At 65.2% G+C, this 12,600-nt stretch carries 13 protein-coding genes; all 13 read left to right on the top strand.

Going from position 1 to position 12,600, the window contains the following annotated elements:
* Window positions 1-62 precede the first annotated feature (62 nt).
* The 13 genes from ACWDUM_RS08455 (at window position 63) to ACWDUM_RS08395 (ending at window position 12,597) form a co-directional block, all read left to right on the top strand.
* Window positions 63-824 (top strand): IclR family transcriptional regulator, encoded by a 762-nt coding sequence (locus ACWDUM_RS08455; protein WP_450113094.1) that lies wholly within the window; start codon window positions 63-65, stop codon window positions 822-824.
* Window positions 825-1,140: 316 nt separating this feature from the next.
* Complete coding sequence (locus ACWDUM_RS08450; RefSeq protein ID WP_450133615.1) at window positions 1,141-1,989, top strand: fumarylacetoacetate hydrolase family protein; 849 nt, start codon at window positions 1,141-1,143, stop codon at window positions 1,987-1,989.
* 2 nt (window positions 1,990-1,991) lie between these two features.
* Entirely contained in the window at window positions 1,992-2,936 is a 945-nt protein-coding gene (locus ACWDUM_RS08445) for a 3-carboxyethylcatechol 2,3-dioxygenase (protein WP_450133614.1), read from the top strand.
* A 573-nt stretch (window positions 2,937-3,509) separates the two neighbouring features.
* Complete coding sequence (locus ACWDUM_RS08440; protein ID WP_450113213.1) at window positions 3,510-4,463, top strand: 3-carboxyethylcatechol 2,3-dioxygenase; 954 nt, start codon at window positions 3,510-3,512, stop codon at window positions 4,461-4,463.
* A 4-nt stretch (window positions 4,464-4,467) separates the two neighbouring features.
* Window positions 4,468-5,343 carry an alpha/beta fold hydrolase gene (locus ACWDUM_RS08435; RefSeq protein WP_450133613.1) on the top strand — a complete coding sequence of 292 codons (876 nt, stop codon included), beginning with the start codon at window positions 4,468-4,470 and terminating at the stop codon, window positions 5,341-5,343.
* Window positions 5,344-5,346: 3 nt separating this feature from the next.
* Window positions 5,347-6,141 (top strand): 2-keto-4-pentenoate hydratase, encoded by a 795-nt coding sequence (locus ACWDUM_RS08430; RefSeq protein ID WP_450113090.1) that lies wholly within the window; start codon window positions 5,347-5,349, stop codon window positions 6,139-6,141.
* A 4-nt stretch (window positions 6,142-6,145) separates the two neighbouring features.
* A complete protein-coding gene (locus ACWDUM_RS08425) occupies window positions 6,146-6,628 on the top strand; it encodes a nuclear transport factor 2 family protein (RefSeq protein ID WP_450113089.1) in 483 nt (160 codons plus the stop codon).
* On the top strand, window positions 6,625-7,359 hold the full coding sequence (locus ACWDUM_RS08420) for an HpcH/HpaI aldolase family protein (RefSeq protein WP_450133612.1): 735 nt from the start codon (window positions 6,625-6,627) through the stop codon (window positions 7,357-7,359). Before ACWDUM_RS08425 ends, ACWDUM_RS08420 begins: the two co-directional genes overlap by 4 nt.
* Complete coding sequence (locus ACWDUM_RS08415; RefSeq protein ID WP_450133611.1) at window positions 7,356-8,981, top strand: bifunctional 3-(3-hydroxy-phenyl)propionate/3-hydroxycinnamic acid hydroxylase; 1,626 nt, start codon at window positions 7,356-7,358, stop codon at window positions 8,979-8,981. Before ACWDUM_RS08420 ends, ACWDUM_RS08415 begins: the two co-directional genes overlap by 4 nt.
* Before the next feature lie 135 nt (window positions 8,982-9,116).
* Entirely contained in the window at window positions 9,117-10,088 is a 972-nt protein-coding gene (locus tag ACWDUM_RS08410) for an ABC transporter substrate-binding protein (RefSeq protein WP_450113086.1), read from the top strand.
* A 4-nt stretch (window positions 10,089-10,092) separates the two neighbouring features.
* Window positions 10,093-11,010 carry an ABC transporter permease gene (locus ACWDUM_RS08405; RefSeq protein WP_450133610.1) on the top strand — a complete coding sequence of 306 codons (918 nt, stop codon included), beginning with the start codon at window positions 10,093-10,095 and terminating at the stop codon, window positions 11,008-11,010.
* 2 nt (window positions 11,011-11,012) lie between these two features.
* On the top strand, window positions 11,013-11,777 hold the full coding sequence (locus ACWDUM_RS08400; RefSeq protein ID WP_450113212.1) for an ABC transporter permease: 765 nt from the start codon (window positions 11,013-11,015) through the stop codon (window positions 11,775-11,777).
* Complete coding sequence (locus tag ACWDUM_RS08395) at window positions 11,770-12,597, top strand: ABC transporter ATP-binding protein (RefSeq protein WP_450133609.1); 828 nt, start codon at window positions 11,770-11,772, stop codon at window positions 12,595-12,597. Before ACWDUM_RS08400 ends, ACWDUM_RS08395 begins: the two co-directional genes overlap by 8 nt.
* Window positions 12,598-12,600: the final 3 nt, after the last annotated feature.

Here is a 12,600-nt window from a genome sequence, read left to right as displayed (position 1 = left end):
CTGTTACGGCACTCGCGCGAGGGGACCAGCCCAACGTCTCACTCAGCGATACGCTGGTCCATGTGACCGGCGCCGCGAATCTCGACACCGTGCTCGGCAAGGCGGTGACCATCCTGCGTGCCTACCGCCCCGAGGATCAGGTCCTGCCCCTCGCCGAACTGGTCCGCCGGACCGGCCTGCACAAGGCCACCGTGCACCGGCTCGCCGGCGAGCTGGTCGCGAACCGGCTCCTCGACCGGGTGGACGGCGGCTATCGGCTCAGCGGCGGGCTCTTCGAACTCGGGATGCTCGCCTCTCTCGAACGCAGCCTCCTGGAGATGGCGATGCCGTTCCTGCAGGACCTGTACGAGCGGACCCACGAGACCGTGCACCTAGGGGTCCGTGACGGCCACGACGTGGTCTACGTGGCCAAGATCGGCGGCCACAGGCAGGCCAAGTCCCCCTCCCGGACCGGCGGCCGGATTCCGTTGCACTGCTCCGCGATCGGCAAGACGCTCCTTGCCTACGCCGCGCCCGACCTGCAGCAGGAGGTCCTGGCGGGGCCGCTGGTCCGGCGCACGCCGCACACGATCGTCGCGCCCGGGATCCTGCGGCGTCAGCTGGACCGGATCGTTGAAACAGGGGTCGCCTTCGAGCACGAGGAATCCGCGCTCGGCATCAACTGCGTCGCCGCCCCCGTCGTCGGTCCCGGAGGGGACACCGTCGCGGCGATCAGCGTCACCGGGCCCACGGGACGGTTCCGGCCCGAAACCCAGGTCGCGGCCGTCAGGGCGGCCGCGGCGGGCCTGGGCAGCACCATCTCCCGTCGCGAGCAGCTGCGCTAGAGCCCACGCCGTCCCGCACCGCGATTGTCGGCCGAACGGGCAGCTCGCCATCACCGGAATTTGCTCACCAAAGGAAGTTGGCCGCAACCCCGAACAGGGCTGACGCGCCGCTGCAAGGGGTGCTGGCTATCGGCAATGCGTAGTCCGAAAGTCATGTGTCGCAACAGCGGAGCGCTCTTCGCCGCCCGCGCGATGTGGTGATGTCGGAGTGGTGACCCCCGACGGTGCCTGGATCGTTTCATGGTCCGTCAGGCTATGTTTTATCTCACTGCTGAAGTACTCTCGCGTTGAGAATGCATTCTTCGAAGGAGTGATTGTGAAGTACGTGAGTTTCGAGGTGTCGGAGAACCTGCCGAGCTGGGGTGCCGTGGTCGATGGGCAGGTCTACGACTTGGGGTCGGGGGGCGCGAATGTGGCCGCAACCTTGCGAGACGCGATCGAAGGAAATCTGCTTCGCGATTCCCTGATCGATGGACTGGAGCCTGTCGGCTTGGAGTCCGAGGTGTCGTTCCTGCCGGCCGTGCCGAATCCGACGAAGATCATTTGCGTCGGCGTCAATTACCGGTCTCATCAGGAGGAGACCGGTCGGGCGGAAGCTGGCGCGCCCACGCTGTTCACGCGGTTTGCCGACTCCCAGACCGGCCACCTCGTCCCCGTGCAGATTCCTGCGGTCGCAGGCCAGTTCGACTACGAGGGCGAACTCGCCGTGGTCATCGGTGCGCGGGCGTTCAAGGTCCCTGGTGCCGATGCGTCCTCGGTGATTGCGGGATACAGCATCTACAACGACTTCACGGTGCGCGACTGGCAGCGCGCGACCACTCAGTGGACCCCGGGCAAGAACTTCCCGGGCACCGGGGCGATGGGTCCGTACTTCGTGCCGGCTGCCGATGTAGCTGATCTCGACTCCTGCACTCTGGAGACACGGGTCAACGGTGAGCAGCGCCAGAAGGCGACGATTGCGGACATGCGATTCCCGATCGATCGTCTGATCGAGCACATCTCGACCTTCACCCCGCTCGCTCCCGGCGACATCATCGTCACCGGAACACCGGGCGGCGTGGGACTTTTCATGGACCCGCCGGGCCTGCTGAGCCCCGGCGACGTCGTCGAGGTCGAAATCACCGGCCTTGGAGTCCTTCGCAACGAGATCGTCGCGGAGCAGTAGCCGTGACGATCGCGGTCTGCACGATGTCGCACTCGCCGCTCATCGGAGAGGTCGAGCCTTCCGGTGGAGTGCTGGACGAGATCGACGCGGCGATGGCCAAGGTTCGGAGCGCGATCGAGGCATTCGATCCTGACGTTACGGTTGTCTTCGGGCCGGACCACTTCAACGGCGTCTTCTACGACATGATGCCGGCCTTCTGCATCGGCTCGGGGGCTGTCAGCGTCGGCGACTGGAGCACGCAGCAGCGCGTGCTCCCCGTCGACGGCGAACGCGCCGGTCTGCTCGTGCGGGCGGCGCTCGACGCGGAAATCGATGTCGCTCAATCGGAGAGGCTGTACGTCGACCATGGCATGGCTCAGACTCTCGAGATGCTGTTCGGTGCAGACTACGAGCGTCCCATCGTGCCGATCTTCGTCAACGCGGTGGGATTGCCACTGGTGGCGATGCGGAGGGTCAGGAAGCTCGGTGAGGCGATCGGCCGCGAGGCCGCGCTGTGGGGCAAGCGAGTCCTGGTTGTCGGCTCCGGAGGCCTCTCACACGACCCGCCGGTCCCCAAGCTGCAGGGTGCCTCGGCCGAGGTGCGAGAGCGCCTGATCGACGGCCGCCATTACACCACCGAGCAACGGCAGGAGCGGCAGCGGCGAGTCATTGACGCCGCGCTCGCCCACGGCCGAAACGGAGCCGGTCAACAGCCGCTCAACGAGCAGTTCGATCAACTCGTGATGGACACTCTGGCGGAATGTCGGCTCGGTGAGGTCGACGACTGGGCCAATGAATGGATGGTGCGCGAGGGCGGGGGATCGGCGCACGAGATCCGCGCTTGGGTCGCGGCCTTCGCGGCCGCCAACGCGGTCGCAGTGCCGACGGTTGCCGGCCGCTGGTACTGGCCGGTCCACGAATGGGGTACCGGCTTCGGCATCATGCTGACCGATCCTGTCGGTTCCTGATCTGCCGGCCTCTCGGGTCGCACGAGTGTGCTGCTCGTCGGGCCACCCCGTGCGGGCAAGTCAACTGTCCGTCGGGGTGGCCGTACCGTGACCGGGTTGCGGCATCGACGAGGATTCCACTGATCCCGCTCCGGCTGTCTGCGAACCGCAGCCCCAGCCGTTCTCCCGAGATCTGCTTGCCCACGTTCGAGTTCCACCGGCCAGACTTTGCCGGGATCGACAGCCGGTAATCGGCTGGGCTTGATCGCCCGGGTCGGATGGTTGGCTCAATCCGTGATTCGCATGTGCCTTGTTCATGTTGTGGCACAAGCTGTTCGAGTGTCGATTCTGACTTGGTCACCCTCGGATCGCTGCCCACGCCGGCGCCGGGCGGGCGTGGGCTTCGCCGAGTTGTCCCTGTGCCGCAGTCGCCCGTTCTCGGGCGGAGCCTTCGTGCCCTGCGCTTGAGTGGAACTCACTCGAGTCGAAATCATAATCATGGACAATTGTGTCTGGCATCACTAGAATGATGATTCTAGATACTAGATTCGCCTCGTTGCAGGCGACCCACCCTGCCTCCTGCGGGTGCCCCTGATGAAAGGAACTGCTGGCATGCCTTTGGCAGTCGCTGCCATGTCCCATGCGCCGTCATTCGGCAATGTCGACCCGGGAGGCACGATGATGGCGGAAATCGAGGCCGCGATCGGTGAGGTGCGTGCCTTCGTCGAGAGCTTCGACCCTGAGGTGGTCGTCGTCTTCGGCCCCGATCACTTCAACGGCCAGCTGTACTCACTCATCACTTCCTGGGCGATCGGAGCCGAGGCCGTCGGCGTCGGTGACTACGGCACCACGGCAGGCCCGGTGCCCGTCGACGGAGACACCGCCCGCACCCTGCACGCCCTGGTCCTCGAACAGGGAATCGACATCGGCCGGTCCGAGCGGATGACGGTGGACCACGGCATCCTGCAGCCGCTCGAGTTCATCTATGGCCACCCGCTGAGCCGACCCATCGTTCCCATCTTTGTCAACGCTCTCGGCTTCCCGCTCACGCCGATGCAGCGTGTCCGGTTGTTCGGGGAAGCAGTCGGTAGGGCGGCGCAACAACTCGACAAGCGAGTTTTGCTGGTGGCCTCCGGCGGCATCTCGCACAACCCGCCTGTCCCGCGCTGGGAAGGCGCCCCGGAACCGTTGCGGGAGCGTCTCATCGCATACGCCCCCACCCGAGCTGATCGCGCCGCGCGCGAGCAGGCGATCGTCGCGGGAATCCAGGCCATCGCGGACGGCAAGGCCTCGAGCGCGCCCCTCAACGAAGCCTGGGACGAGCTGGTCCTTGATGTGTTCCGCTCCGGTGACCTGTCCACGGTCGACGGATGGTCCAACGACTGGTTTGTGGCCGAGGGCGGCAGCGCTGCGCACGAGATGCGCAGCTGGATCGCGGCATACGCCGCGCTCTCCACAGCCGGTCCCTACCGCATTGCCGTCGACCACTACTGGCCCGTGCAGACCTGGGGCGCCGGTTTCGGTATCCAGGCCGCGATCGGAGCGTGATGACATGTACGAGTTCAAGACCTTTTGGGCAGCAATCGCAGACCTGCCGCACCGCCTCGACTACGTCGAGGTGAACGGCTGGCGCACCCGTGTACTCACGGTCGGCGGCACTGGCCGGCCCGATGAGCAGACCGTGGTCCTGCTCAACGGAACCACAGGGCACATCGAGGCTTTCACCCAGAACATCCGTGCCCTGGCGTCGAAGTACCGCGTGGTGGGGTACGACTATCCCGGCCACGGCTTCACCACTCTGACCGATCACGACCTGGAGATCCCCGAGTACGAGGAACACCTGCTCGCACTGCTCGACGTGCTCGGCATCGAGCGCGCGCACCTGTGTGGCGAGTCCCTCGGCGGATGGATCGCGATCAAGTTCGCCGCCCGCCACCCCGAGCGGGTGCGGACGGTGATCCTCAGCGCGCCGGGCGGTCGCGTCACGACCGCCGAGCGGGTGGACCGCGCGCAGTCCGTCAGCCGGCAGGCCGTCACCGAACCGACCTTCGGCAATGTCAGGCAGCGGCTGCAGGTCGTCATCCACGACCCCGAGAAGATCACCGACGAGCTGGTCCACATCCGGCAGGCGGTCTACTCCCGCGAGGGCTTCGGCGACTCCATGCACCACATCGCGGTGCTGCGTCAGCCGGAAACCCGCTTCCGCAACCAGGTCACCGACGAGGACTTCGCGGCGATCCCCGTACCGGCACTACTGGTGTGGACCGACCACGAACCCAGCGGCGGCCCCGAGGTGGGAGAAGAACTCGCCGAACTGATCCCGGACGGCGAGTTCCTGCTCATCGAGAACGCAGCGCACTGGCCGCAGTGGGAGGACCCCGAGACCTTCAACGCCGCCGCCCTCGACTTCCTCGCACGAAAAGGCTGAACCATGACAGACACCAGCGTCATCGAGCAGATCGCCGATGAGCTCTACTGCGCCCGCCGCGAGGTCACGACCATGGACTTCGTCAGTCCGCGGCTGTCCGAGCGCGATCTGGATGCGGCGTACCGCATCTCCGAGCTCGTCGCCACCCGGCGGGAGGCCGAACTCGGCGTGCGTCGCGTCGGCCGCAAGGTCGGCCTGACCAATCCGCTCGTGCAGAAGCGGGTCGGGGTCTTCGAGCCCGACTACGGCATCATCCACGACGACATGGTTCACACCTCGGGTGTGGTGCGGCCGGCGTCCGCGCACAACTTCCTGCGAATCGAGGCGGAGGTTGCCTTCGTACTGGCGAAGGACATCCTCGACGCCGAGCTCGAGGCGATCAAGGACGCAATCGACTACGTCACTCCGGCATTCGAGCTCGTGGACTTCCGCTACGCAGGCAACGTCGGTCAGATTGTCGACACCATCGCCGACAACGCAGGGTGCGACGGGGTCGTATTGGGCGAGGAACGACACGCCTACGGCGAAATCGAACTGGCCGACGTCGAGATGGTGATCACCACGGCGGCCGGTTCCGAAATCACCCGCGGCGTGGGTGGGAACGTGCTGGGCGACCCGATCAACGCGGTGCAGTGGCTTGCAGAGACGGCGTTGCGGATCGGCCAGCCGCTGCGAGCCGGCGAGATCCTGCTCTCGGGCTCCATCGGATACATCGAGCCCTGGCCGGCCGACGTCGAATGCACCGCCACCATCACCGGACTCGGTTGCGTTCGCGCAACCCTCGACTCGAAGGAATGAAGCGATGACCGGAATCACCGAGAACGTCTCTGGGACTGCGCCCGTTGTCAGCACCGAAATCCGCGTCGCCATCGAACAACTGGTGGCAGAGCACCATTGGATGATCGACCACGGTCATGCCGACCGGCTCTACACGCTCTACGCCGAGGACGCAGTCTCTTTCGGACCGCTCGGCACCATGAACGGCCGCGATGCCATCAAGGCGTGGGGCGAGCGCCGCGTCACCCAGGACGCGGGCACGGTCCGTCACTTCTCCGGCGGCACCCGCCTGGCCTGGGAGGACGGGGTCCTCACCGGCACGACCTACTACACGACTTTCCGCAGCACGCAGGACGATCCGCTGCGGCCCGCAAGCGTCGGCGAGTTCCGCGAGGAGTACGTCCAGGTGGACGGCGAATGGCGTATCCGTCGCCGGGAGATAGTTCCGGTCTTCGGTGGTGAGAACGCAGCCGCCCACGCTCGTCGACTGGCCGAGGGTGGCAAGTGACGAACATCCCCGCCCTTCTCCATGTCGCCACCCCGTCTCTGAGCATCGTCGAAAGCGGTCTGTTCAACGGGTACGACGGTGTCGTCATCGACCTGCAGCACGGTGAGGTCGGGCTGGAGACCGCCTGCACGATGCTGCGGGCGATTCCGCGCGACGTCGGGTACGCCTATGCGCGTGTGGCGCGCATCGACTCGGGTGCGATCGGTCGCCTGATGGACAGCGGCGCGCGCGGCGTCATCGCCCCGACCATCGAAAGTGCCGACGAGGCCCGCGCCCTCGTGGCGGCGACCAAGTATCCGCCGCTCGGTCGCCGCAGCCTGGGGCCCAGCCGCCCCCAGTTGTATTCCGGCAGCAGCTACACGGAGGCCGGGAACGAAGCGGTCGAGTGCATCGTGCAGATCGAGACGCGCCGTGGGCTCGACTCCGCCGAGGAGATCCTCTCGGTGGAGGGTGTCGGGTCCGTGTACATCGGACCGGCGGATCTGGCCGTGTCCTTCGGTCTCGGTGGTGGGGCCGACTGGACGGACGGCCCGGTGTACGACGCGATCGTCGAAGTCGCGAAGGCGGCTCGGGCACACGGGCGGACCTGCGGCATCTACTCCAGTTCCCCCGTCTACGCGGGTGATCTGGCTCGTGCGGAACTGATCGATTACGTGGGGCTCGGGATCGACCTCCTCATGGTCGGCGCCCAGGCACGGCAGAACATCGCAACCCTGAGGAGTGAATCGTGAACACGGACGTCCTGATCATCGGCGCGGGCCCCACCGGGCTGACGCTCGCGAACTTGCTTGGGCAGCAAGGTGTGCGCACTGTGCTGATCGAGGCACTCGAGGAGCTCATCGATTATCCGCGTGCGGTCGGAATCGACGACGAGGCGCTGCGGGTGATGCAGTCGATCGGCTTGGTCGACAAGGTGTTGCCGCACACGGTCCCCGACCAGCAGGTCCGGATCGTCAACGGGGACATGAAGATCATTGCGGAGATCAACCCGACGACACGCGAATTCGGTTGGCCTCGACGTAACGGCTTCGTGCAGCCGTTGGTCGACCAGGTCCTGTTGGCAGGTTTGGAGCGTTTCGAAACGGTCGACGTCCGGCTCGGGACCGAGGCAATCGACCTCGTGTACAACGACAGCGAGGCGACAGTCACGGTCAGATCAGGCGAAGAGACCTCGCAGATCACTGCGCGCTACGTCGTCGGGTGTGAGGGTGGTCGGTCCTTCACCCGGACCCATCTCGGTATCGAGTTCGAAGGCGAGACGCGCAAGCAGCGCGGTCTGGTGATCGATGTCGCCGACGACCCGCTCGGCACACCGCATGCAGTATTCGGTGGCGATCCGACGCGTGGCTACGCCACTCTCGGTCTCCCGCATGGTATTCGGCGCTGGGAATTCATGATGCTCGACGACGAGGGGGAGGAGTTGGTGGAATCGGACGAGTTCATCTACGGCCTCCTTGCCGAGCACGTGCCCGATCCGAGGCGACTCAACATCATCCGTCGACGCGTCTACACCCATCACGCTCGACTGGCAGCGAGGTTCCGGGAGGGGCCGGTTCTCTTGGCCGGAGACGCGGCCCACGTCATGCCGGTGGTCGCGGGTCAGGGGTGGAACTCGTGCATTCGTGACGCGATGAATCTTGGTTGGAAGCTTGCTGCTGTCGTGAAGGGGCGAGCCGACGACGCGTTGCTCGACACCTACGCGGAGGAGCGTCGCGACCATGTGAAGGCGATGGTCGATCTGTCGGTCGGCATGGCCAACCTGGTCACCAACCGCAGCAAACTGCGTTCTGCCGCGCGTGATGCCGCGGCAGTGGTCGTCGACAGGTTGCCGCGGCTCAAGGCGTACGTTTCCGGTCAGGGGTTCAAACCCATGCCGCGCTACGAGCGTGGCGTCGTGGTGCCGGCGCGGGTGCGGCAGTTGAAGTCGGTACCCATTGCAGAGGACTTCAAGTCGGCTGTCGGTACGCTCTTCCCGCAGCCGCGGGTGTGCACCACGACCGCGTCCGATCAGTTGCTCGACGATGTGACGGGGGCCGGCTGGCGGATCTTCGTGTGGAACAACGATCCACAGCAGCTCATCGACAAGGAAAACGCGGAGCGGTGGGAGTCGCTCGGCGCTCGCCTGGTGCATCTGGTACCTGCTGCCCAGCTTTCGTGGGCGGCGGCGAACGCGGGGGACGGCGTGAACGTAGTGGGCGATCCGTCGGGCGTGATCAAGTCCTGGTTCCATCAGCGGCCGTTCTCGGCGGTGATTGTGCGACCGGACCATGTCATCGCGGCCGAGTGTCTCGCTCAGGATCTCGACTCGACTCTGGAGTCGGTGTTCTCCACTGCTCGTCTGCAGTTGACCTGAGAATGCATTCTCTAGCACAAATGCATTAATGCTTGATTAATGTGAAATATGTGACATAGTCGATGTTGCGGGCGTCACACCTGCACGGCCGATCAAGATCGCCGGGAACAGTCGGATTCAGGGAAGAAGGAATTCATGAAGCGGACCTTGTCTGTGCTTGCCGGGAGCGCGGCCCTGGCGCTCGCGCTGACTGCGTGCTCCAGCGGTTCGAACGACGGCGCCGCACCGAAATCGGACAGTGGCCTCGACGTCGTGAAGGTCGGGCTCTTCCCCTCATCGGCGGTCGGTGCCTTCGAGATCGGTATGGAGCAGGGCTTCTTCGCCGATCACGGCATCGAGGTCGAGCTGGTCATGGGCCAGTCGAGCGCCGCGCAGCTGCCGGCCGTGAATTCCGGAGGCCTCGACTTCGTCCTGGCCAGTCCGACCACGCCCCTGGTCGCGAGCAGCAAGGGCCTCGATGTCCCGATCGTGTCCGGCTACGCCAAGAATCGTCCCGACACCGTGAACGACTCCGTCGCCGTCCTCGTCGGCGCGGGCTCGGACATCAAGTCGGCCAAGGATCTCGAAGGCAAGCGCGTCGCGATCAACGCCCTCGGTAGCATCGGCGAAATCGGGATCAAGGAGGCCGTCGCGCAGGATGGTGGCAACCCTGACAGGATCACGTTCGTCCAGCTCGGCTTCGACCAGGTCGCCGCGCAGCTCGCGAGCGGTCAGATCGACGCCGGGATGGCGGGCCCTCCTTTCATGGGGCAAATTCTGAGCAGCGGCGGCACCATCGTCAGCGACTTCATCCCCGCTGCGGGCCTCGGCGGAGCCGAGCTGGTCATCGTTGGCGGCCGCAAGCTCGTCGACGCCAACCCCGATCTGGTCGAACGGTTCACCGCAGCCCTCGACGAAACCCTCACCTACGCCGAAGAGCATCAGGATGAGGTCCGTGCCCTGCTGCCGAAGGTGATCGGCACCGACCCCGCGGTCGCGGCGAAGACCGAATTCATTCAGTGGGACGCGGCGTTGGACGTCGACGCGATCGACCAGTTCAGCACCCTGCTGGTGAAGTACGGCGTCATGAACAAGGAGCCCGGCGAGAACGTCGTCTGGACCAAGTGACCGCGTGGGTCGGGCCGCAAGGCCCGGCCCGCCCCCCTTTTCTGTAACACTCGAAAGGTTGCCTGCCATGAGCGTGGCACAACGAGAACGGGAGAGCCCCATCGCGGTTCGGCCGCAACGGGTCGGTTCCCGAACGCCCAATGCAATCGCCCCGTACAAGCCACTCCTCCTGGGTGTGGCCGGCATTCTGGGTTTTCTCCTGATCTGGCAGGTATTCGCTGCCGTCGGACCGGTCAGTTCGCACTTTCTGCCGCCACCGACGGTGGTCTTCTCGGAATTCATCCAGAACCTCTCCGACCCGGACTTCTGGATCGCAGTCGGTTACACCCTTCGGGCGTGGCTGATCGGCCTGGTGATCTCCAGCGTCGCCGCGATCGTGGTCGGCGTGGTCATCGGATCCAGTGCGTTCCTGCGGCGGGCAACCCATTCGACGATCGAGTTCCTGCGCCCTATCCCAGCGGTCGCTCTCATTCCGCTGGCGGCGCTCCTCTACGGTCCGGCCCTCAGCGCCGAGTTGCTGATCGTCGTCTATGCCTGCTTCTGGATCGTGCTGGTCCAGGTGCTCTACGGCGTCGCCGACGTCGACAAGGTCGCCACGGATACCGCCCTGACCCTGCAGATGAACTTCTGGCAGCGGGTTCGCCATCTGATCTTCCCGACCCTGTTGCCCTACCTCATGACGGGTGTGCGATTGGCCGCCACGGTCGCCTTGATCCTGTCCGTCGGCGTCGAGCTGATCCTCGGTACACCCGGTCTGGGACTGGATGTCGCACTCGCACAGATCAACGATGACGCGCCGGCGATGTACGCGCTCATCGTCACCAGCGGTCTGCTCGGGATGCTCGTCAACTGGCTCATGGGAACGGTGGAAAGCAAGGTTCTCTTCTGGCACGCGTCTGTGCGTGGAGGTGTGCGGTCGTGAAAATGCTGAAGAGTTTCGGATACTTCGTCGGTCTGCCGGTCGTGCTGATCGCATGGTGGTCTGCCGCCACGAAAGACGGTGGCAGCTTCTATGTTCCGGACCCGGAGCAACTCGTCACCGCGTTCCGCACCGTGTGGCTCGGCGACGGGCTGACACAAGACGCCCTCCCGAGCGTCGTGCGTCTTCTGATCGGTCTGGCGATCTCCATCGTGCTCGGGGTGGCGCTCGGTGTCACCATCGGCTCGATCGACTGGGTGCGGTGGCTGTTCAGCCCTCTGCTCGAGTTTCTCCGCGCGATTCCGTCGACGATCATGATCCCCGTTCTGCTCCTTCTGATCGGCATCAACGACGCCATGAAGGTCACCATCATCGTCCTCGGATGCCTGTGGCCCATCCTCCTGAACACCGTCAAGGGCGTCGCCTCCATCGACGAGGTCCAGGGCGACACCGGCCGGGTCTACGGACTCACCGGCATCGACCGGATGCGCTATCTCGTGCTGCCGGCCGCCTCACCGCAGATCTTCGCCGGCATCCGACAGAGTCTCGCAGTCGGACTCGTCCTGATGGTTGTCTCGGAGATGTTCGCGGCCACTGAAGGAATCGGCTACGCCATCATCAATTTCCAGAATCGGATCGACATCCCCGAAATGTGGAGCGGCATCGTGTTGCTCGGCCTGCTCGGCGTGGCGCTGTCCGTGTTGTTCCAGATCGTCCAGGGCCGGATCCTCGGATGGTACGAAGGATTGAAGGAAAGTGCGAATGACTGACCACCAAGACGTTCGACTCCATGTCGACAAGGTGAAGAAGGTTTACCGCCGCGACGGCAACGAGTTCGAAGCGGTCAAGTCTCTCACCTTCGACCTGCACCAGGGTGAGTTCGCTTGCCTCGTGGGCCCGTCGGGTAGCGGTAAGACCACGCTGCTCAAGTGCATCGCCGGTCTCATGGAGCCGACCTCGGGTTCGGTTGTGCTGGACGGAAAACCCGTCCACGGCCCGGCCAAGGGTATGGCGGTGGTGTTCCAGGAGTACGGCCGCAGCCTCTATCCCTGGATGACGGTGGCCGCCAACGTCGAGCTGCCGCTAAAGGTCGCCAAGCTGCCCAAGGCGGAGCGCCGTGAGAGGGTCGACGAGGCGCTGCAGTCGGTCGGCCTCGAACAGGCCCGCAACAGCTACCCTTGGCAGCTGTCCGGCGGTATGCAGCAACGTGTTGCCATCGCTCGGGCGGTCGCCACGCACCCGAGCGTGCTCCTCATGGACGAGCCGTTCGCCGCGGTCGACGCGCAGACCCGTGCCGACCTCGAAGATCTGGTCCGCTCGGTGTGGAAGCGACACAACATGACCATCCTGTTCGTCACCCACGACATCGAGGAGTCCGTCTACCTCGGGCAGCGGGTCCTGGTGCTGTCGAGTTCGCCCACGGTGATCCAGGACGATCTGACGATCGACCTGCCGGACGACCGGGACCAGCTCGCGACGCGCTCGCTCGCCCGGTTCAGCGAGCTGCGAGCACATGTGTACGAGCAGGTGCAGATTGCGAAGACCAACAAGGGCGGAATGCTCACCTCGCATCAGCCCGCGGTGTTGTGATCT

The organism is Rhodococcus sp. NPDC003322 (assembly GCF_053589555.1).
Note: the sequence above shows the minus strand (reverse complement) of the source record. Positions and strands in the feature narration are given on the sequence as shown.